This window comes from Streptomyces malaysiensis subsp. samsunensis, assembly GCF_024519315.1.
GTDB lineage: Bacteria > Actinomycetota > Actinomycetes > Streptomycetales > Streptomycetaceae > Streptomyces > Streptomyces malaysiensis.
The window spans coordinates 16,522-36,910 of the sequence record NZ_JANIIC010000007.1; the positions used below are offsets into that span (position 1 = coordinate 16,522).

General features: G+C 72.5%; 17 protein-coding genes. 2 read left to right on the plus strand and 15 right to left on the minus strand.

The genetic code is table 11. The features are described from left to right. Nucleotides 1-4: 4 nt before the first annotated feature. The 12 genes from NQU54_RS08310 to NQU54_RS08365 form a co-directional block, all read right to left on the minus strand. The gene (locus NQU54_RS08310; RefSeq protein ID WP_257630502.1) at nucleotides 5-562 is read right to left on the minus strand and encodes an Hsp20/alpha crystallin family protein; all 558 of its coding nucleotides are present in this window, start codon (nucleotides 560-562) and stop codon (nucleotides 5-7) included. Further along, complete coding sequence (locus tag NQU54_RS08315; protein ID WP_257630503.1) at nucleotides 559-2,391, minus strand: FAD-dependent oxidoreductase; 1,833 nt, start codon at nucleotides 2,389-2,391, stop codon at nucleotides 559-561. Before NQU54_RS08315 ends, NQU54_RS08310 begins: the two co-directional genes overlap by 4 nt. Then, nucleotides 2,391-2,654: a UBP-type zinc finger domain-containing protein gene (locus tag NQU54_RS08320; protein WP_257630504.1), complete on the minus strand. Its 264-nt coding sequence runs from the start codon at nucleotides 2,652-2,654 to the stop codon at nucleotides 2,391-2,393. Before NQU54_RS08320 ends, NQU54_RS08315 begins: the two co-directional genes overlap by 1 nt. A gap of 5 nt (nucleotides 2,655-2,659) precedes the next feature. After that, nucleotides 2,660-3,121, minus strand: a complete 462-nt coding sequence (trxA, locus tag NQU54_RS08325; protein WP_257630505.1) for a thioredoxin — start codon at nucleotides 3,119-3,121, stop codon at nucleotides 2,660-2,662. A 5-nt stretch (nucleotides 3,122-3,126) separates the two neighbouring features. Then, on the minus strand, nucleotides 3,127-5,769 hold the full coding sequence (gene clpB, locus NQU54_RS08330; RefSeq protein ID WP_257630506.1) for an ATP-dependent chaperone ClpB: 2,643 nt from the start codon (nucleotides 5,767-5,769) through the stop codon (nucleotides 3,127-3,129). After that, entirely contained in the window at nucleotides 5,760-6,128 is a 369-nt protein-coding gene (locus tag NQU54_RS08335) for a chaperone modulator CbpM (protein ID WP_257630507.1), read from the minus strand. Before NQU54_RS08335 ends, clpB begins: the two co-directional genes overlap by 10 nt. Further along, nucleotides 6,125-7,105, minus strand: coding sequence for a DnaJ C-terminal domain-containing protein (locus tag NQU54_RS08340; RefSeq protein WP_257630508.1), 981 nt, complete (start codon nucleotides 7,103-7,105; stop codon nucleotides 6,125-6,127). Before NQU54_RS08340 ends, NQU54_RS08335 begins: the two co-directional genes overlap by 4 nt. A gap of 7 nt (nucleotides 7,106-7,112) precedes the next feature. Beyond that, nucleotides 7,113-7,718, minus strand: a complete 606-nt coding sequence (locus NQU54_RS08345) for a nucleotide exchange factor GrpE (protein WP_257630509.1) — start codon at nucleotides 7,716-7,718, stop codon at nucleotides 7,113-7,115. A gap of 42 nt (nucleotides 7,719-7,760) precedes the next feature. Further along, nucleotides 7,761-9,686, minus strand: coding sequence for a molecular chaperone DnaK (gene dnaK / locus NQU54_RS08350; RefSeq protein ID WP_257630510.1), 1,926 nt, complete (start codon nucleotides 9,684-9,686; stop codon nucleotides 7,761-7,763). A 209-nt stretch (nucleotides 9,687-9,895) separates the two neighbouring features. Next, nucleotides 9,896-12,340 (minus strand): SpoIIE family protein phosphatase, encoded by a 2,445-nt coding sequence (locus tag NQU54_RS08355; RefSeq protein WP_257630511.1) that lies wholly within the window; start codon nucleotides 12,338-12,340, stop codon nucleotides 9,896-9,898. Nucleotides 12,341-12,365: 25 nt separating this feature from the next. Continuing rightward, a complete protein-coding gene (locus NQU54_RS08360; RefSeq protein ID WP_257630512.1) occupies nucleotides 12,366-13,568 on the minus strand; it encodes a PP2C family protein-serine/threonine phosphatase in 1,203 nt (400 codons plus the stop codon). Between the two features lie 42 nt (nucleotides 13,569-13,610). Further along, nucleotides 13,611-14,780 (minus strand): DMT family transporter, encoded by a 1,170-nt coding sequence (locus tag NQU54_RS08365; protein WP_257630513.1) that lies wholly within the window; start codon nucleotides 14,778-14,780, stop codon nucleotides 13,611-13,613. Between the two features lie 171 nt (nucleotides 14,781-14,951). Here NQU54_RS08365 and NQU54_RS08370 point away from each other — a divergent pair, with 171 nt between their 5' ends. Continuing rightward, nucleotides 14,952-15,575 (plus strand): TetR/AcrR family transcriptional regulator, encoded by a 624-nt coding sequence (locus NQU54_RS08370; protein WP_257630514.1) that lies wholly within the window; start codon nucleotides 14,952-14,954, stop codon nucleotides 15,573-15,575. Between the two features lie 31 nt (nucleotides 15,576-15,606). Here NQU54_RS08370 and NQU54_RS08375 read toward each other — a convergent pair whose 3' ends face one another. The 3 genes from NQU54_RS08375 to NQU54_RS08385 all read right to left on the minus strand — a co-directional run bounded on the left by NQU54_RS08375 (nucleotide 15,607) and on the right by NQU54_RS08385 (nucleotide 18,223). Further along, on the minus strand, nucleotides 15,607-16,446 hold the full coding sequence (locus tag NQU54_RS08375; protein WP_257630628.1) for a glycosyltransferase family 2 protein: 840 nt from the start codon (nucleotides 16,444-16,446) through the stop codon (nucleotides 15,607-15,609). A 163-nt stretch (nucleotides 16,447-16,609) separates the two neighbouring features. Further along, nucleotides 16,610-17,221 (minus strand): hypothetical protein, encoded by a 612-nt coding sequence (locus NQU54_RS08380; protein WP_257630515.1) that lies wholly within the window; start codon nucleotides 17,219-17,221, stop codon nucleotides 16,610-16,612. A gap of 228 nt (nucleotides 17,222-17,449) precedes the next feature. Beyond that, complete coding sequence (locus NQU54_RS08385; RefSeq protein WP_257630516.1) at nucleotides 17,450-18,223, minus strand: SDR family oxidoreductase; 774 nt, start codon at nucleotides 18,221-18,223, stop codon at nucleotides 17,450-17,452. Between the two features lie 184 nt (nucleotides 18,224-18,407). Between NQU54_RS08385 and NQU54_RS08390 the strand changes: the two genes are divergently transcribed. Further along, entirely contained in the window at nucleotides 18,408-20,030 is a 1,623-nt protein-coding gene (locus tag NQU54_RS08390; protein ID WP_257630517.1) for an alkaline phosphatase D family protein, read from the plus strand. Nucleotides 20,031-20,389: the final 359 nt, after the last annotated feature.

Sequence of the window (20,389 nt, forward strand, 5' to 3'; positions counted from 1 at the left end):
GGCCTCAGAGGCCGCCCTGCGGCCGCTGCTGCTCCTGTTGCTGTTGCTGTTGCTGTTGCTGCCGGCTTTCGCCCTGGATGCTCTCGGTGATCTCTATGTGGCGGGGCTTGGCGGTCTCCGCCTTGGGAACGGTGATCGTGAGGACGCCGTCGGACATGGCCGCCTTGACGCCCTCGGTGTTCACCTCGCTCGGCAGCAGCAGCCGGTACTCGAAACGACCGGTGCGGCGGCCGCCGCGGCGCAGGACGCCCTTGCGCTCCCGTTCCTTGATCTCCCCGGTGACGGTCAGCTCCTGGCCGTTGACCTCGATGTTGATCTCCTGGCGCCGGACACCGGGGAGTTCGAGTTCGACGTGGTACGCCTCGTCCCCTTCGGTCACATCGGCGGCGGGCGCCCATGTCGTGAGACCGGGCATCGCCGTCCCGCCGACCGTGGATTCGAGCAGACCGCCCATCTGGCTGAGCAGGTCGTCGAACTCCGCCAGCGGATTGCGCGCCCAGACCCGGGGGCGGTCCATCGCGCCTTGGCGCTGCTGTTGCTGTCGTCGGGCGGGTGTGGTCATCGCCCTTCACCTCCGGTCATATGGAGCGGATGCGCATCGGTAGCGGATGCGTGCGGATCACCGCCCGGCGCGGCGGACCGGCCGGACGGAGCTGGGAGGTCATCGCCGGGGCCCGGGAGGCCGGCGGTGGTGTGGCCGAGGTGGTCATGGACGTGGTGGACGGCCATCGCCCCCTCACCGGCCGCTGAGGCCACGCGCTTGACCGAGCCGCTGCGTACGTCACCGGCGGCGAAGACCCCGGGCAGGCTGGTCTCCAGGCGCAGACAGCCGCGGCTCTGGCTCTCCCAGACGCCGGGGGCCGCACGGGCCTCGGCCTCGGCGCCGGTGAGCACGAAGCCCTCGTCGTCCAGGGCCAGGGCGTCGGAGAGCCAGTCGGTGCAGGGCTTGGCCCCGATGAAGACGAACAGCGAGCAGGCGTCCAGGGCGCGGCGCTCCTTGGTGCGGATGTGCTCCACCACGACCGACCGCAGGGTGTCATCGCCCCGCACCTCGCGGACCTCGGTGTCCAGCGCCACGTTCACCCGCGGATGGCGCTCGATCTGGTCGGCCAGATAGCGGGACATCCCGGCGCCCAGGGACGGGCCCCTGATCAGCAGGTGCACCCGGGGCACCCGTTCGGCGAGAAACAGCGACGCCTGGCCCGCGGAGTTGCCGCCGCCGACCACCGCGACCGGGTCCGCGCCGCACTGCCGCGCCTCGTAGACGGTGGCCGCGTAGAAGACGTTCGTCCCCTCCAGCCGGTCGATCCCGGGGACGTCCAGCCTGCGGTAGTGGGCACCGGTGGCCAGCACGACGGTACGGCCCAGTGCCTCGGTGCCGTCGGCGAAGGTCACGCGGTAGTGGCCGCCGTCCGGTTCGAGGGACGTGGCCTCCGCCGGGATCCGCACCCGGGCCCCGAACTTGCGGGCCTGGAGCACACCCCGCTCGGCGAGTTCGGAGCCGGAGATCCCGGACGGGAAGCCGAGGTAGTTCTCGATCAGGGACGAGGTGCCGGCCTGGCCGCCGGTGGCGAACGCGTCCACGAGCGTGGTGGCCAGCCCGTCGGAGGAGCCGTAGACGGCGGCGGCGATCCCGGCCGGGCCGGAGCCGACGATCAGCAGGTCGTGGTCGTCGCCGCCGGCGGCCGGTGTGGAGAGGCCGATCAGCCGGGCCAGCTCGGCGTTGCCGGGGTTGCGCAGCACCTGCTCCTCGCGCCAGATGACGATCGGGGTGTCCTCCGGGGCGACGGAGAAGCGCCGCAGCAGCGCCTCGGCCTCGGCGTCCGTCTCCAGGTCGATCCAGCGGTGCGGCAGCCAGTTGCGGGCCGCGAACTCGCGCAGCCGCCGGGTGTCGGGCGAGTAGCGCGAGCCGAGGATGCGGAATCCGGCGCCGGCCCCGACCAGCAGGGTGCGGCGGCCCAGATAGGCGCGGAGGACGAGATTGCCGAGGACGGGGTCGCGGGCCACCAGCACCCGCAGCCGGTCCACCGGGATGACCAGCACCTCCCCGGCCTCCCGGGCGTGGGCGGTGTAGAAGGCCACCTGCCCCTGGAGCAGGCCCAGTTCGCCGAGGAAGCGCCCCTGTCCGTGGAGTCTCAGGAGCCGCTCGTCCGGGGTGCCGTAGTACTCGGTGATCGCGACGGAGCCGCCGAGGATGACATAGAAGTCCCCGCCCCGGTCGCCCTCGCGGATGAGCACCTCGCCCGCCGCCACCGGGCGGCGGGTGCCGTGCCCGGAGAGAAACCTGATCTGCTTGGGCGTCAGCCGCGGATACGCGCCGTACAGGTCCGGGGTCTCATCGGGTGCCGCCGCCCGCGGTGCGGTCCCCGGGGACCGGTCCTCGCCCGCCATCAGGCCATGGCCTCGTGGGCGAAGCACCACCGCCAGGTCTCGCCCGGCTCCAGGGGCTCGACGATGGGGTGTTCCTCGGCGTAGGCGTGCGCACGGGCGTGCTTGAGCGGCGAGGAGTCGCAGCACCCCACGTGTCCGCAGGTCAGGCAGAGCCGCAGATGGACCCAGGGGGACCCCAGACGCAGACACTCCTCACACCCCTCGGGGGTGTGCGGGGTGACCGGACGCACCATCGACAGATGCGGGTCGGGCTCGATGGCCATGACGTTCACCCTTTCTTGCTGTCGCGGCCCGTCATCACCTGCTCGACCCAGGAACGCAGGGTCCCGGCGGGCGCCGCGCCCGCGCGGCGGGCGACCAACTCCCCCTTGTCCAGGATGAGCAGGGTCGGCACGGCCTGCACCTCGAACCGCTGGGCGATCCTGGGGTTGCGGTCCACGTCGACCTTGACGAGCTTGATCGTTCCGGCGAGTTCCCGGGCCACCCGCTCCAGTGCGGGGCTGACCATGCGGCACGGTCCGCACCAGGCGGCCCACAGGTCCACCACGACCAGCGGCGTGGCCCGCTCGGCGACCTCGGCGAAGTCCCGCTCCCCGGCGTCCGTGATCCACGGCAGCGGGGTCTCGCAGTTGCCGCAGCGCGGACGGCCCGCCGCCGCCACCGGCACCTTGTTGATCTTCCCGCAGGCGGGGCAGGTGACGACCGGGGCTTTGACGGTCTGGCTCGGCATCGCTCTCACGCGGCCTTTCCGAGTCCCGCGGTCTCCGGCCGCCGCTCATAGGTGACCGTCAACTCACCGTGCCGGCCGTCCACCTTGACGGTGGCGCCCTCCTCGATGTCGCCGCGCAGCAGGGCGCGGCCGATGAGGGTCTCCACCTCATGGGAGATGAAGCGGCGCAGCGGGCGGGCCCCGTACACCGGGTCATAGCCCTCGTGGGCGATGACCTCACGGCCGGCCGGGGTCAGCTCGACGGCGATCAGGCGCTCGGCCAGCCGCTTGCGCAACTCGTCGAACTGGAGCTCCACGATCCGCTCGATCTGGGGTTCGCCGAGCGGCTTGAACAGCACGATGTCATCCACCCGGTTGAGGAACTCCGGGCGGAAGTGGCCGCGCAGCTCGCTCATCACCAGGCTCCGGGCGTCCGGCTTGAGCTCGCCCTGGGCGGTGACCCCGTCCAGCAGATGCACCGAGCCGATGTTGGAGGTCATGATGATCACGGTGTTGCGGAAGTCCACCAGCCGCCCCTGGGCGTCGGTGATCCGGCCGTCGTCCAGGACCTGGAGCAGAGTGTTGAAGACATCGGTGTGCGCCTTCTCGATCTCGTCGAAGAGCACCACCGAGTACGGCTTGCGCCGCACCGCCTCGGTGAGCTGACCGCCCTCCTCGTAGCCGACATAGCCCGGCGGGGCGCCGACCAGCCGGCTGACCGTGTGCCGCTCCTGGTACTCGCTCATGTCCAGGCGGATCATGTTCTCCTCGGTGTCGAAGAGCGCGGCGGCCAGCGCCTTGGCCAGCTCGGTCTTTCCGACGCCGGTGGGGCCGAGGAAGATGAACGAGCCGATCGGGCGGCGCGGGTCCCGGATGCCGGAGCGGGCCCGGATGATGGCGTCGGAGACCAGCTTGACCGCCTCGTCCTGGCCGATGACCCGCTCCTGGAGGATCTGGTCCAGGCGCAGCAGCTTCTCCCGTTCGCCCTCCTGGAGGCGGGAGACCGGGATGCCGGTCCAGGCGGAGACGATGTCGGCGATCTCCTCCTCGGTGACCACTTCGCGCAGCAGCCGGTGCGTGCCCTGCCGGGTGGCCAGCTGTTCCTCCTCGGCGGCCAGCTTGCGGTCCAGCTCCTGGAGCCTGCCGTAGCGCAGTTCGGCGGCGCGGCCCAGGTCGTAGGCGCGCTCGGCCTCCTCGGCGTCGAGGCGCACCTCCTCCAGCTCCCGGCGCAGGTCCTGCACCCGGCGGATGGACTGCCGCTCGGCCTCCCACTGGGCGTGCTTGGCGTCGGCCTCGGCGCGCAGATCGGCCAGCTCCCGGCGCAGCTCCTCCAGCCGCTGCCGGCTGGCCGCGTCGGTCTCCTTGGAGAGTGCGGTCTCCTCGATCTCCAGCCGGGTGACCCGGCGGGTGATCTCGTCCAGTTCCGCGGGCATGGAGTCGATCTCGGTACGCAGCCGGGCGCATGCCTCGTCCACCAGGTCGATGGCCTTGTCCGGCAGGAACCGGTCGCTGATGTAGCGGTGGCTGAGGGTGGCGGCGGAGACCAGGGCGGTGTCCTGGATCTTGACGCCGTGGAAGACCTCAAGACGCTCGCGCAGGCCGCGCAGGATGGAGACGGTGTCCTCCACGCTCGGCTCGTCCACCAGCACCATCTGGAAGCGGCGCTCCAGCGCGGCGTCCTTCTCGATGTGCTTGCGGTACTCGTCCAGGGTGGTCGCGCCGATCATGTGCAGTTCGCCGCGGGCCAGCATCGGCTTGAGCATGTTCCCGGCGTCCATGGCGCCCTCGGCGGCCCCGGCGCCGACCACGGTGTGCAGCTCGTCGACGAACAGCAGGATCCGCCCCTGGGCCGACGTGACCTCGGCGAGCACGGCCTTGAGCCGCTCCTCGAACTCCCCGCGGTACTTCGCGCCGGCCACCAGGGAGCCCATGTCCAGGGCGAAGATGGTCTTGTCGCGCAGCCCCTCGGGCACGTCGCCGCGGACGATGCGCTGGGCCAGGCCCTCCACGATGGCGGTCTTGCCGACGCCCGGATCGCCGATGAGCACCGGGTTGTTCTTCGACTTGCGGCTGAGGATCTGGGTCACCCGGCGGATCTCCGCGTCCCGCCCGATCACCGGGTCCAGCTTGCCCGAACGCGCCTCCAGGACCAGATCCCGGCCGTACTTCTCCAGCGCCTCGTACGCCACCTCGGGGTTGGCGGAGGTGACCCGCTGGCTGCCGCGGACCTGGGTGAGGGCGCCCAGGAACGCCTCCTTGGTGACGCCGTGCTCCTTGAGCACCCGCCCGGCCGCGGTGGCGGACCCCTCCTCGGTGAGCGCGAGCACCAGGTGCTCCACCGAGACGTACTCGTCCTTCAGGCGCTTCGCCTCCCGCTCGGCCGTGTCCAGCACCTGGGCCAGCCGCTGGGTGGCGAAGATCTGCCCCGGTGTGGCCCCGGGGCCGGTGACCCTGGGCTTGCGGGCCACCTGCGCCTCCAGCATGGTGCGCACCGCGTCCGGGTCGGCGCCCAGCTGGCCGATCAGCCGGGGGGTGAGCCCCTCGGGCTGGTCGAGGAGGGCCAGCAGCAGATGTTCGCCGTCGACCTCGGTGTGGCCGTACCGCTGGGCCCTGGTCTGGGCGTCCTGGAGGGCTTCCTGGGACTTCTGGGTGAGGCGGTTCATGTCCATGGTGGTTCTTCACTCCTCGCGCCACTGCGGCGCAGTGCGGCTTCGAGCCGGTTGATGCGGTCGAGCAGATCGAGCACCAGACCGATGGAGGCGTAGTTCAGGCAGAGCCCGGTGTGCAGCCGCTCGACGCGGGCCAGCGCCGCCGGGGTGTCGGGGGCGAACACCGGCCGCCCGGCGGCGTCGTACTCGGCGTCGATCAGGCCGAGGGCGACGAAGCGCCGGATCAGTTCGGGGTGGAGCCCGGTGCGGCCGGCCACGGTCTCCAGGGAGAGCCTGCGCGCGGGCACCAGCTCGTAGTGGACGGATGCCACGGGCACGTACCGGTGGGCCGTGGCGGTTCCGGATGCGTGGGTGCTCATCGCTCCCTCCGGGGGTCGAAGGAGGAGGTGCGGCCCAGCTCCTCGAACAGCTCCCGCTCCCGGTCGCCGAGGCTGGGCGGCACCATGACGCGGATCTCGGCGTACAGATCGCCGTCGGTCCCGCGCGGGTCGGGCATGCCCTCGCCGCGCAGCCGCAGCCGGCGGCCGCCGGAGGACCCGGGCGGGACCGTCACCTTGGCGGTGCCGCCGGGTGTGGGCACGGGGACGGTCGCGCCGAGCGCGGCCTCCCAGGGGCTCACCGGGAGCGTCACATGGACGTTCCGGCCGTCCAGCCGGAACCGCGGATGGGGCTGGATCCGCACCCGTAGGTACAGATCCCCGGCCGGTGCGTCACCGGTGCCCCGGCCGCCCTGCCCGGCCAGCCGGATGCGCTGCCCGTCGATGACGCCCGGCGGTACGTTCACCTCGAAGGTGCGCTGCCCCGAGGGCCCGGCCAGGGTGACGCCCCGGCGGCCACCGCGGTACGCGTCCTCGACGGTGAGCGGCAGCTCCGCCTCCTGGTCGGCGCCGGGGATGGTGACGCGTCCGGCGCCCGGCCCAGGTCCGCCCGGCCCCGCGCCGCCGCCGAAGAACGCGCCGAACAGGTCCTCGAAGTCCACGCCCCCGCCGCCGACGTCCTCGCCGAAGCCGCGGGTGAACCGCACCCGGCCGCCGTCGCCGGCCGTCGTCCAGCCGCGGAAGCCCCCGCCGCCGCCTCCGGCACCGGTGCCCACGCGCTCCTCCCAATCCTCGGGGATCTTGCGGAAGTCCTCGCCGAACCGGTCGTAGCGGGCACGGGTCCCGGGGTCGGAGAGCACGCTGTAGGCGTCGTTGAGCTCCTTGAACCGCTCCTCCGCGTTCGGGTCCTTGTTCACATCGGGGTGGTGGCGGCGGGCCTGCTTGCGGAACGCCTGCTGGATCTCGTCCTGGCTCGCGCCCCGTGAGACGCCGAGCACCTCGTAGTAGTCCCGTGCCATGGCCGTCTCACTCCCGCTTCGCCACGGCCACGGCCACCGGCCTGAGCTGGTTGCCGGTGTCCCCGTAGCCGGGGCGCAGCACCTGGACCACGGTGCCCGGTTCGGCCTCGGGGTCCTCGATCACGCCGACCACCTCGTGCAGGGCCGGGTCGAACGGCACGCCCGTCTCGCCGTGCCGCTCGTAGCCGAGCCGGGCCAGGGTGTCCACGGCCTGGCCGTGGATGGCCCTGACGCCCTCCACGATCGAGCCGGGGTCGGCCTCGGCGTGGGAGAGGGCGAGTTCGAGGTTGTCGATGACGGGCAGCAGGGCCGCCGCCGTACGGGCCCGCTCGGCGGCCCGCTCCCGCTCCAGCTCCCTGGCGTGGCGCTTGCGCAGATTCTCCAGATCGGCCCGCGCGCGGCGCCAGCGGTCGTCGAGCTCGGCCAGCGCGGCGGCCTGCTCGTCGGCCGCGGTCTCGTCCAGGGCGGGGCCGCCGGCCGCGTCCGGGCCGGGGCCCTCCCCGCCCGCCCCGCCCGCCTCCACGGCGTCCGGGGCGGGCAGGTCCCGCTCCTGCTCCGGCTCCGTCACGGCGCCCTCCGGCACCGGTTCGGGCTGCTGCGGTTGAGTGGACATGGCGGCCTCTCAGTCAGCCTTCGTCGGTTTTGGCCGGTTCGGTCAGCCCTTGTCGAACTCGGCGTCGATGACGTCCTCATCGCCTCCGCCGCGCCCGGCTCCGGCCCCGGTGCCCTGGGCGCCGCCCGCCCCGGCCCCACCGGCCGCCGCGCCACCGGCCGCGCCCGCACCGGCCGTCTCGTGGGCGGCCAGGCCCGCGTAGACCTGCTGGAGCTCGGAGAGCATCGGCCTGGACCGGTCGACGCCGGCCTGGTTCCTGACCGCCTCGCGGGCGTCGTCGACCAGCATCTCGGCACGTGACCTCTCATGGGAGGGCACCGCGTCGCCCATCTCGGACAGGCGCTTCTCGACCTGGTAGGCGATGGCGTCCAGTTCGTTGCGCGCGTCCACGGCCTCGCGCAGCGCCTGGTCCTCGCCGCGGTTGCGCTCGGCCTCCTGGACCATGCGCTCGACCTCGCCCCGGTCGAGGTTGCCGGTCTCGCTGATCTGAACGGACTGCTCCTTGGCGGTGTCCCGGTCCCGCGCCGTGACATTGAGGATCCCATTGGCGTCGATATCGAAGGTGACCTCCACCTGCGGTTCGCCGCGCGGCGCCGGGCGGATGCCGGTCAGCTGGAAGCGGCCGAGCACCCGGTTGTCGGCGGCCCGCTCGCGCTCGCCCTGGAGGATCACGATGTCGACGGCCTGCTGGTTGTCCTCGGCCGTGGAGAAGGTCTCGGTGCGGCGCACCGGGATGGTGGTGTTCCGCTCGATGATCTTCGTCATCACGCCGCCGCGGGTCTCGACGCCGAGCGACAGCGGGGTGACGTCCAGCAGCAGCACGTCCTTGACCTCGCCCTTGAGCACCCCGGCCTGGATCGCGGCGCCCAGGGCCACGACCTCGTCGGGGTTGACGCTCATATTGGGCTCCTTGCCGCCGGTCAGCCGGCGGACCAGGGCCTGTACGGCGGGGATCCGGGTCGAGCCGCCGACCAGGATCACCTCGTCGATATCGCTCTCGCCGACCTTGGCGTCCGCCATGGCCTGCTGGACCGGGCCCAGACAGCGCTCCACCAGATCGCCGGTGATCTGCTCGAAGGTGGACCGCATCACGGTCTCGGTCAGATGTTTCGGCCCGGAGGCGTCCGCGGTGATGAACGGCAGGTTGACCTGGGTCTGGGTCACCGAGCTCAGCTCGGTCTTGGCCTTCTCGGCGGATTCGAAGAGCCGCTGGAGCGCCTGCGGGTCCCGGCGCAGATCGATGCCGTTCTCCTGCTGGAACTTGTCGGCGAGGTGGTCGACCAGCCGCCGGTCGAAGTCGTCGCCGCCCAGGTGGCTGTCGCCCGCGGTGGAGCGGACCTCCACCACCCCGTCCCCGACGTCGAGGATGGACACGTCGAAGGTGCCGCCGCCGAGGTCGAAGACGAGCACGGTCTCGTGGCCCTTCTTGTCCAAGCCGTAGGCGAGGGCGGCCGCGGTCGGCTCGTTGATGATCCGCAGCACCTTCAGGCCGGCGATCTCACCGGCGTCCTTGGTGGCGCTGCGCTGGGCGTCGTTGAAGTACGCGGGCACGGTGATGACCGCCTCGGTCACCCGCTCGCCCAGCTGCTTCCCGGCGTCGTCGGCCAGCTTGCGCAGCACCTGGGCGCTGATCTCCTCCGGTGAGGAGAGCTTCTCGCGCACCTTGAAGCGGGCCAGGCCCTGCTCGTCCGGGACGACGTCGTAGGCCACGGCCTTGGCCTCGCCGGAGACCTCGTCGTAGTGGCGGCCGATGAACCGCTTGGCCGAGTAGATGGTGCCCTTGGGGTTGAGGATCGCCTGGCGCCGGGCCAGCTGCCCCACCAGCCGTTCACCGGTGTCGGTGAAGGCCACCACCGACGGGGTGGTGCGGCTGCCCTCGGAGTTCGGAACGACCGAGGACTCACCGCCTTCCCATGCGGCGATCACCGAGTTGGTGGTGCCCAGGTCGATTCCGACTGCCTTGGCCATGGCGACTCCTTCCGGGGCGGCCGTATGGGCTGCACTCATCGCCCGGTCGGCCGCGGGAGCGGGATCGGTGAACGGAATCTATGCCTCATATAGTGGCAAATCGGGCCGTGGCTGGTCCCTGCGCCCGGGGGTCGAATATCGGCGTCCCGAGTGCACCCGTGGGACAGGGGGTGGGTGGCCGGGCCGTCCCCGTTCCGTTTCGGTCGGTCTCAGTCCGTGGAGAGGTCCTGTTCGACCCAGATCGTCTTGCCGTCCGTGCCCTGCCGGGTGCCCCAGCGCGTGGCCATCTGGGCGACCAGCATCAGGCCGCGGCCGCCCTCGTCGAAGACCCGCGCCCGCCGCATATGGGGCGCCGTACTGCTGGCGTCGGAGACCTCGCAGATGAGGCCGCGGTCATGGATCAGCCGCAGCCGGATGGGCGGGTAGCCGTAGCGGATCGCGTTGGTCACCAGTTCGCTGACGATCAGCTCGGTGGTGAAGAGGGCGTTGTCCAGCTCCCAGGCGAGCAGTTGCTCGGCGGTGTGCCGGCGGGTCTCGGCGACGGCGGCCGCGTCCGCCGGGATGTCCCAGGTGACGACCCGGTCGGAGTGGAGCGCCCGGGTGCGGGCGAGCAGCAGGGCGATGTCGTCGTCGGGATGGGTCGGGGGCAGAGCGCGCAGGACGTTGTCGCAGAGCGCGTCCAGGGACGGCGCGGGACGGCTCAGCACGGCGCGCAGCGTCTCCAGCCCCTCGCCGCTCTCACGGTCGTGGCCGCTGATCAGACCGTCGGTGTAGAGGGCGAGCAGACTGCCCTCGGGCAGTTCGGTCTCCATGGTCTCGAAGGGCAGTTCGCCCAGCCCCAGGGGTGGACCGGTGGGCAGGGCGAGCGGTTCGGCGGTGCCCTCCGGACCGGCCACCAGCGGTGCGGGGTGGCCCGCCGCGGCAACGGTGCAGCGGCGGGAGACCGGATCGTAGACCACGTAGAGGCAAGTGGCGCCGAAGGCCCCGACGTTCTCGGGATTCTCGTCGTTCTCGGGGCTCTCGTCCGAGGTCAGCCGGATGACCAGGTCGTCGAGGTGGGTCAGCAGCTCACCGGGCGGCAGATCCATATCGGCCAGGGTGCGTACGGCGGCACGCAGCCGCCCCATGCTGGCGGCCGCCTGGATGCCACGGCCCGCGACATCGCCGACCACCATCGCGACGCGGGCGCCGGACAGCGGGATCGCGTCGAACCAGTCGCCGCCCACCCCGGTCCGGGCGCCCGAGGGCAGATAGCGCGAGGCGAGGTCCAGCGCGGTCAGCTCGGGCAGCCGCTGTGGCAGCAAGCTGCGCTGGAGGGTTTCGGCCGTGCTGCGCTCGCGCAGATAGCGGCGGGCGTTGTCGACACAGACGGCCGCGCGGGCGGTGAGCTCCTCGGCCAGCAGTACGTCGTCCTCGCTGAAGGGCGCCGGTGTGCGGTGGCGGGCGAAGAGGACCACGCCGAGGGTGACCCCGCGGGCGCGCATCGGCACCACGATCGCCGTATGCGTGCCCTGCGCGCGGATCCGGGCGGCCCGGGCGGGGTCGGTCACCTCCCAGCTCTTCAGCAGTGACCCGGTCATCTGGAGCCGCTCCGCCCGGCCCTCGATCAGGGCCCTCGCCGTGGGGGAGCCTTCGGGGTGGGTGGCCAGGTCGCCGATGTCGGGCACCGCCTCCGGGGTGCCCTCGAGGATGGACCGGTGGGCCGCCCGGCGCAGGGTGATGGGCTGGCGCAGCGGCCCGGTGGGGGGCTCGTCACCCCGGTGCAGGAAGGTGAGCAGATCGACGCCGGTGAAGTCGGCGAACCGGGGGACCGCCACCTCGACCAGCTCCTGGGTGATCCGGTCCAGGTCCAGGGTGCTGCCCAGCCGCGCGCCCGCCTCGTTGAGCAGCAGCAGCCGCTGCCGGGCGTCCTGCTCGGCGGTGGTGTCGCGGGCCGCGAAGCACACGCCGTGGAACGCGCCGGTCTCGTTGCGCAGCGGGGCCAGGGAGACCGACCAGGCGTGCGTACGGCTCTCGCCCGGCGCCCGCAGATCGGTTTCCAGCTCGAGCCGTTCGCCGCTCTCCAGCACCCGCCGCATGGCCTGCTCGACCCGGTCGCTCTCCCCGTGACCCACCAGTTCGGTCAGCCGCAGCCCGCGCATCTGCTCCTCGCTGCGGGCGGTGGCGGCCTGCATATCGGCGTTCGCCCGCGCCAGCCGCAGGTCCGTGTCGAAGAGCGCCAGCACGCACGGGCAGTGGGCGAACGCGCGGTCCTCCGGCGCCCCCGGCTCATGGGCGGACGGTTCCCCGGGCGCGGCGGAGACCAGGAGCCAGCCCATGGATCCGTCGTCCAGCGGACCGCGGTGGGCCAGCAGCTCGACCTCCACCTGATGGCCGTCCCGGTGGCACACCGCGACCCGTCCGCTCCAGCGGGGCCCGTCCGCCAGGCACGGCCCGGCGCCCCCGCCGGCGCCCCCGCCGGCCGTCCCGGCGCGCAGCTCCGCCGCCGCCCGCCCCACGACCTCCTCGGCGCGGTAGCCCAGCAGCCGCCGCGCGCCCTCGCTCCACCCGGTCAGCACACCGTGGTCGTCGACCGTGGCGGTGGCGAGGCCGGGGGCGCCGGGCGTGGGGTCCGGCCGGACCCGGGGGGCGGTGGGGTCGGGGGGTGTCGTCATCGGAGATCGTCTCGACGGATGTGGCTCATGGACCCGGTGGATGCCACTCGATCATCAAGATCGTGGCGTCGTCGCTGAGTTCGCGGTGCCGGAGGTCGAGGATCGCGTGGATGAGCAGGCGGAGCACCTCGGGGGCGTTCTGCCCGGCGGCCGTCGACCGGATGATGTGGTCGGCGAAGCGCTCCAGGCCGAACTGCTCGCCTTCCTCGTCGCGCGACTCCACGACTCCGTCGGTGTAGAGCAGGACGCGGTCACCGGGCTCCAGGGCCGTCTCATGGACCCGGCGGGGAGTGTCCGACAGCCACGCGGGCAGCCCCAGCGGCGGTTCGGCGGTCCGTTCCAGCTCCTTGTCCAGCAGCCGCCGATGGCGGATGACCAGCGGGGTGGGGTGGCCGCAGTTGGCCCAGCGCAGCACTCCGCTGGGCATGTGCAGCCGGAGGAAGACGCCCGTGCAGAACTGGTCCGGAAGCCATTTGGCCAGCGCCTCGTCCACCGTGGTGACCAGGGCCTCCAGATCGGCTCCGGTGCGCCGGGCGTTGCGGCTGCCCGCCATCGCCACGGAGGTGGTCAGCCCGGACGCCAGGTCGTGGCCCATGGCGTCGAGGATCGTGGCGTGCAGGACGTCCTCGGTGAACGAATGGTCGAAGGCATCGCCGCCCAGCTCGTACGCGGGCTCCACGACGGCCGTCGAGACCACCCGGCCGGTGCCGATGGAGCGGGGTGGGAGGAAGGCCCGCAGCATCTCCGTGGGCAGCTTCATCGTTCGGGTGCGGGTGTACTGCGCGACGGTGTCGATATAGGTCCGCTTGGACGTGATGATCAGGGCGAGGAGCGAGGCCAGCATCCGGCAGCGCGCGAGCATGACCCCGTCCAGGGAGGCCGGCCGCAGCTTCAGCACCCCCAGCCGCTCCGCGCCGTTCATCAGCGGCAGCCATATGGTCAGCCCGCCCGCGCCCGCCTCCTCGATCCGCACCGAGTCGGTGCGGTAGGCGAAACCGGCCAGGGTGTCGTCGAGCCCCATGCGCGGCTCGTCCTCGTCGAGCGGCATCAGCATCCGCTGCTGGAGGTCGATCAGGTAGATGACCGTCCGGCCCATGCCCATGGCCTCGGTGTAGCGGTCCAGGGCCAACGGGAGCTCCGTCGGTGACGCCTCATGGGTGGCACTGAGGAGCTCCTCCAGCAATTGCTCAGCGGTCTCGGCCGAGGTCGACACGTTCGCGTCCACCATGCGGTCAACCTTACGGCGGCGGGCCCGGCGACGCCCCGGGGATCACGGGGGCGTGGGCACCGGCTCCCAGGGGACGGCGGCGGGCTCGCGCGCGGCCTCCCCGGGCGCGAGATCGTCCCGTACGGGGACCTGCCGTACGGCGGTCTCGTGTACGGCGGCGTCCCGTACGGCGTCCCGCACGCGGGGCCCGCGGATGACCACGGCGGTGTCGCGTACGGCCACGGGGGTCTCTCGTACGGCCGCCGGGGTCTCGCGTAGGGCCATGGCGGGCTCCCGTGCGGCCCCGGGGATCTCGCTCGCGGCAGCCGGGGCTTCGCTTACGCCCATCGCCGCCTCGCCCATGGCGTCCCCGCGCGCGGCCACGCCCGCCCCGGGGGCCCGGGAGAGCAGGACCACCCCGCGGGCGGCCGCCGCCGCGCCCGCTGCGGCCAGGGCCCAGCCGGCCGGGCCGCCCCGGAAGCGCTCGTCCAGCAGGACGATCCCGATGGCGGCGGCGGCCACCGGATTGGCGAGGGTCAGGGTGGCGAGCGGTGCGCCGAGGCCGCTGCCGTAGGCGCTCTGGGCGAGCAGCAGACCGCTCACCGCGAAGACCGCGACCAGGACGGCCACGACCACGGTCCGCCAGGACACCAGGGCCGCCTCGGGGGCCCGGGAGTCGGCGAGCGCGACCGTGAGGGTCTGGGTGAGCGCCGAGGCGACGCCGGAGGCGACCCCGGACCCGGTGGCGTACCGCAGCCCCCGGCCCGGCGTTCCGCGCCCGGTGCGCCCCGGCCGGACGCACAGCCCGAGGAACGCCAGGACGACGGCGGCGAGCGCGACCGCCTGCGGCAGGCTGAGCGTACGGCTCGGCGTCTCCCCGGCGGTGACCGGCAGCAGGGCGCCGAGCCCGAGCAGCGCGAGGACCATGCCCCGCCACTCGTCCCGGACCACCCGTCGCCCCGCGAGCCGCGCGCCCAGCGGGACGGCCGCGACCAGGGTCAGCGCGCCGAGCGGCTGGACCAGGGTGAGGGGTCCGTACCGCAGCGCGGCCACATGCAGCAGGGCACCGCCGGAGTTGAGGCCGACCGCTCCCCACCAGGCGCCGCGCAGCAGCAGCCGTGGCATGCGGCCCGGGTGGCCGACGGCGGCCAGCCGCTCCTGGGCCACGGCCGCGGTCGCGTAGGCGACGGCCGAGGCGAGCGCGAGCGCGACGGCTATGACGGTCGGATTCATCCACCGTGCCTTCCTCTGGGCACTGCCTGGCACTATCGGCACACAAGCGTATCGATACGGAAGTGTACCGGTGCAGAGCCGTATCGGTACATGCCTGTTTCGGTACACCGGTGTGTCGGTACACTGCGTGGTCGGGAGAGCCGGAGCCCGGTCGACCGAGGAGGAGTACCGATGGCGACGCAAGGCCCGGAGACGGCCGCGCCGCAGCGCCGTTCCAAGATCAGCCCCGAGCGGGAGCAGGAGTTCTACCAAGCGGTCCTCGATCTGCTCCAGGAGGGCGGCTATGAGGCGCTCACCATCGAGGCCGTCGCCGCCCGCACCCGCGCCAGCCGCTCCACCCTCTACCGGCAGTGGTGCACCAAACCCCAGCTCGTCGTCGCCGCGCTGCGCTCGTGCAAGCGCCCCTTCGAGCTGGGAGGCATCGACACCGGCTCCCTCGCGGGCGATCTGCGCGCGGTCGCCGCGGCGGTGGGGGAGGCGGGGGAGGTGTGCGGCGGTGACACCGCGCTGGTGTACGCCCTCGGGCACGCCGCGCTCCAGAACCCCGATCTGCTCCAGGCGCTGCGCGCCGCGCTGATCGAGCACGAGGTCAAGACGATCCAGGCGATGGTCCGCCGGGGCGTGGAGCGCGGCGAGGTGGCCGCGGACAACCCGGCCGTCGAGTTCGTCCCCACCCAGCTGATCGGCGCGATGCGGGTCCGTCCCCTGCTCGAGGGCGTGCCCGCCGACCGCGAGTATCTGACCCGCTTCCTGGAGGCGTCGGTCTTCCCCGCCCTGGGGCTGGCCGCCCGGTAGGGGCGGTCGGTCACGGGTGCACGCCGGGCCGTCAGATGACCGGCGGGCGGCCCAGTTTGGTCATATGCCACACCGTGCGCCAGCGCATCGGGCGGCGCCGGCCGCAGGTGGTGCGCAGGCCCTCCATGAAGCCGCCCGCCCAGGCCCGCAGCCCGGTGAGGGAGCGGGTGCGGGCCAGCGTGAGCAGCGTCCAGGTGCCCAGGTAGAGCGGGACCAGCGGCAGTGGCAGATGGCGGCGGGCCAGCCAGACCCGGTTGCGGGCGGTCATCCGGTGGTAGACGGCGTGCCGGGCGGGGGAGGTCCTGGGGTGCTGGAGCAGCAGCTCGGGGGCGTAGAGGACCTTCCAGCGCGCGTCGAGCGCCCGCCAGGCCAGGTCGGTCTCCTCATGGGTGAAGAAGAACTCGTCCGGCCAGCCGCCGATCTGCTCCAGCATCGCCATCGACAGGGCGTGGCCGCCGCCGAGGAAGGTGGTCACCTCGCCGCCGCGCATCGGGTCGGACGCGCGCAGCCGGGGTACGTGGCGGCGCTGGGTCTCGCCTGTCTCGTCGGCGATGCGGAAGCTCACGACGCCCAGGCGCGGGTCCTCGGCGTACAGATCGCGCACCCCGCGGAAGACGTCGGCGTCCACCAGCAGCCCGTCGTCGTCCAGGTCGATCAGGACGTCCACGTCGCCGAACTCGCGCAGCCGCCGCCAGGCGGCGTTACGGCCGCCCGAGACCCCGAGGTTCTCCGCCAACTCGACCGCGGTCACCCCGGCGGGGAGCTCCGGGAGCGGGGAGCCGTTGCCGACGACCACGACGCGGGCCGGGGGCACGTCCTGCTTGGCGACCGACTCCAGCAGGGCGGCCACCTCTCTGGGCCGGTTGCCCATGGTGAGGACGGCGATACCCAGGCGCGGTTCGGTGACGGCGGACACGGTGGGACTCCAGGGCTCGGTTGCGATGCCCGCGATCGTAACCGTTCACCCGGAAGAACACTTCCGTACGGCTGATGTTCATCAAAGACCGCCTGAACGGCGGCCGGGCCCCGGGCCGTCAGCCGTCGAGCGCCGTGACCGCCTTCTTGGCCGCGCCGATGGCGCCCTTACGGATCTCATCGCCGTCCGCGGCCTTGTGGCTCTCGAAGTCGCCGCCGTTGTAGGTCACGGTGACCGTGGCGTTGTCCTGGTGGACGGTCACCACGGCTTCCCGTATGCCCTGGTCGTCGTCCTTGGTGGTCTTCTCGGTCACCGACGCGTCGTCGCCGAGGCCGGGCACCGCGCTGCCGCCCTCGCTCCTGTGCTGCCCCGCGACTGTCTTGACGTCGTAGGCGATGTCCAGCCAGCGGTAGTCGAAGCCGTCCAGGGCGTGCCAGGAGCAGCCCGTGCGGCGGCTGAGGTCGCTGGACTTCAGCTCGTTCCCGGCCGTTTTGGCGCCCGGCACCAGGTCCTTGATCATCGACTCCGGCAGAGTGGCGCACGCCTCCGCGGGCGGGTTGGTGTAGCGCGGTGCCGCGGCGCCGGTGGCCGGGGCCGAGGTCTGTGGGGAGGGGCCCGCCGGGGCGGCGCCCTCGTTCGAGTCGTTCGACGTCGTCATGGCCACCCCCGCGGCGGCGAGGACGGCGACGGGCAGCAGACGGGCGACCAAGGTGAGCGGCAGAGAACGCACGGCGGTCTCTCTTCGTTCGGATGGCGGTGGTGGGGCGGCGGTGAATGCTGTGGCGCGGTGAAGACGACCCTGCCATATGGAGCGGGTGCCGAACAGTCCGGGGGTGAGCGAGGGCATCGTCCCGGCCAGGGCTTCGGGGCCGCTGTGCCGATGGGGTGAAATGCCCGCATCCTCACATTATCTCCACAACCGGAGGGTTATCTACGACGGGTGACGTTCCCTCATCCGTCAGCCGCGGCCGATGTACGGCATCGCCGTCGCGATGACCGTCGCGAACTGCACATTGGCCGCCAGGGGCAGCGACGCCATGTGCCGCACCGTGCGCGCCACGTCCGCGACGTCCATCACGGGCTCGGCCACCAGCTCCCCGCTCGCCTGCGGCACACCGACGGACATCCGCTCCGTCATCTCGGTCGCCGCGTTGCCGATGTCGATCTGCCCGCAGGCGATGTCGTACCGGCGCCCGTCCAGCGACAGCGACTTGGTGAGCCCGGTGACGGCGTGTTTGGTGGCGGTGTACGCCACGCTGTCCGGCCTGGGGGCGTGCGCCGAGACGGAGCCGTTGTTGATGATCCGTCCGCCCCGGGGCTCCTGATCGCGCATCAGCCGGAACGCCGCCTGCGCGCACAGGAACGCGCCCGTCAGATTGGTGTCCACCACCGACCGCCAGTCCTCGTGGCGCAGATCCTCCAGGGGTACGCCGCGCGGGCCGAAGCTGCCCGCGTTGTTGAACAGCAGATCGAGCCGTCCGAACCGCTTCCGCACCGCCGCGAAGAGCGCGTCCACCCGCGCCGGGTCGGCCACGTCCGTCGGCACCACGGGGGCCGGCGGCCCGCCACCGGCCAGCCGCGCCGTCTCGGCCAGGGCCTCCTCGCGGCGCCCCGCGAGCACCACCGACCAGCCCGCCTCCAGGAGTTCGAGCGCCACCGCCCGGCCGATCCCGGAGCCCGCGCCCGTCACCACCGCCACTTTCGACACCACCGACACACGACCGTCGCTCATGGCCCGGCAGCGTACGCCACGTCAGTTCCCTGTCCACCCGAGGCGATTCGCCGCAAAGGTCCCTTCCGGAAACGGACCTCACCCAGCGGTCATATCGATGTCGTGTGCAAGCAAACGGCCGGCCGTCCCCTGCCACTCCAATGCCTGTGACACCACGAGCCGGCCACGAGCCAGGGGAGAGCACATGGCACATGACTCGCATCAGCGCGCCATACGAGCCGCGGCCGCACGTCCCGGGCGCCGCCGCTTTCTCACCGTGACAGGGGCCGCGGCCGCCCTCGCCTTCACCACCAACCTGCCCGGCGCCCACGCCGCGCAGGTGTCTCCGCGGGCGCTCGCCGACAACCCCTTCACGCTCGGCGTGGCCTCCGGCGACCCGCTGCACGACTCCGTCGTGCTGTGGACCAGGCTGGCGCCCCGCCCGTACGAGCCGGGGAACGGGCTGCCCGAGGAGGGCACCGCCACGGTCGACTGGGAGATCGCCCACGACGAGAGGTTCCAGCGCGTCGCCCACCGGGGCACCGTCACCGCGCACGCCGAGTTCAACTACACGGTGCACGTGGACGCCAAGGGGCTCGATCCGGACCGTGTCTACTGGTACCGCTTCAAGGCCGGGAGCTGGACCAGCCCGGTGGGCCGCACCCGCACCACCCCGGCCCCGGGCGCCAAGGTCCAGGACGTCCGCTTCGGTCTGGTCTCCTGCCAGGCGTACCACGACGGCTACTTCACCGCCTTCGGCCATCTGGCGAACGAGGACCTGGACGCCGTCTTCCACGTGGGCGACTACCAGTACGAGTACGCGGTGGGCGCCGCGGGCGGCGCCCGCAACTACACCGACCGCACCCTCCCCGCGGTGTTCAACAAGGAGACGATGACCCTCGGGGACTACCGGCTGCGCTACGCGCTCTACAAGTCCGACGAGGACCTCCAGGCCGCCCACGCCGCCTTCCCCTGGTACGTCACCTGGGACGACCACGAGACCGAGAACAACTACGCGGGCGACATCGACGAGAACGGCAGCCCGTCCGAGGAGTTCCTGATCCGCCGGGCCGCCGCCTACCGCGCGTACTGGGAGAACATGCCGCTGCGGATGCCGCAGCGGCCGGCCGGCGCCGATATGCGGCTCTACCGCCGCTTCCACTACGGCAAGCTGGCCCAGTTCGACATCCTCGACACCCGGCAGTACCGCTCCAACCAGGCGTACGGCGACGGCTGGCAGTACCCGGGACCGGAGTCCGAGGACCCCGCGCGCACCCTCACCGGCGCCACCCAGGAGCGCTGGCTGCTCGACGGCTTCAAGAGCTCCACCGCCACCTGGAACGTGCTGCCGCAGCAGGTCACCTTCTCCCAGCGGAAGAACACCACCGCCGCGCGCTCCAAGCTCTCCATGGACTCCTGGGACGGCTACCCCGCCTCCCGCGAGCGGATCCTGGCCGGTGTGGAGCAGGCGGGCCTGGAGAACTTCGTGGTGCTCACCGGCGATGTCCATGTGCACTACGCCTTCGACATCAAGAAGGACTTCGACGACCCGGGCTCCCGGACCCTGGGCGTGGAGTTCGTCGGCACCTCCATCACCAGCGGCAAGGACGGCGCCGACAAGCCCGACAACTGGGCCACGTACCTGGCCGCGAACCCGCATATGAAGTTCTACAACGGCCGGCGCGGCTATGTGACGGTCTCGCTGGACGAGGAGCGGGCACGGGCCGACTACAAGACGGTCTCCGCGGTCACCACCCCGGACGCGCCGCTCACCACGGCGGCGTCGTTCGCCAGCGAGGCCGGGAACCCCGGCCTGAAGCAGGTCTGACGGGCCCACCGCCCCCGCGGCGCCACCACCCGCGCGCCGCGAGGGCGACCCGCTCATGGGTGACACCCCGCATCCCGGAGGAGGAGTTCCGCGAGCGCTACCGGCGGCGGTTGCAAGCCCCGCCACCGTGACGGCGGTCCATATGGGCCCGGCCCACAAAGCGGAGACGACGGCCGCAGTGGCCAGCGGGGCGCCGAGCAGCCAGGCGGTCTCGTCCACCCACTCCCGGGCCACCAGCACGGCTTTTGACGGGCCGGTGGGTCCGGCGCGCACGCCATGACGCCCGCCGCCGTCGCCACGACGGCGAGCGCCTGGCGGTGGGGCGAGCGCTTGCCCGGGTGGGCAGAGGTCATGGGCTA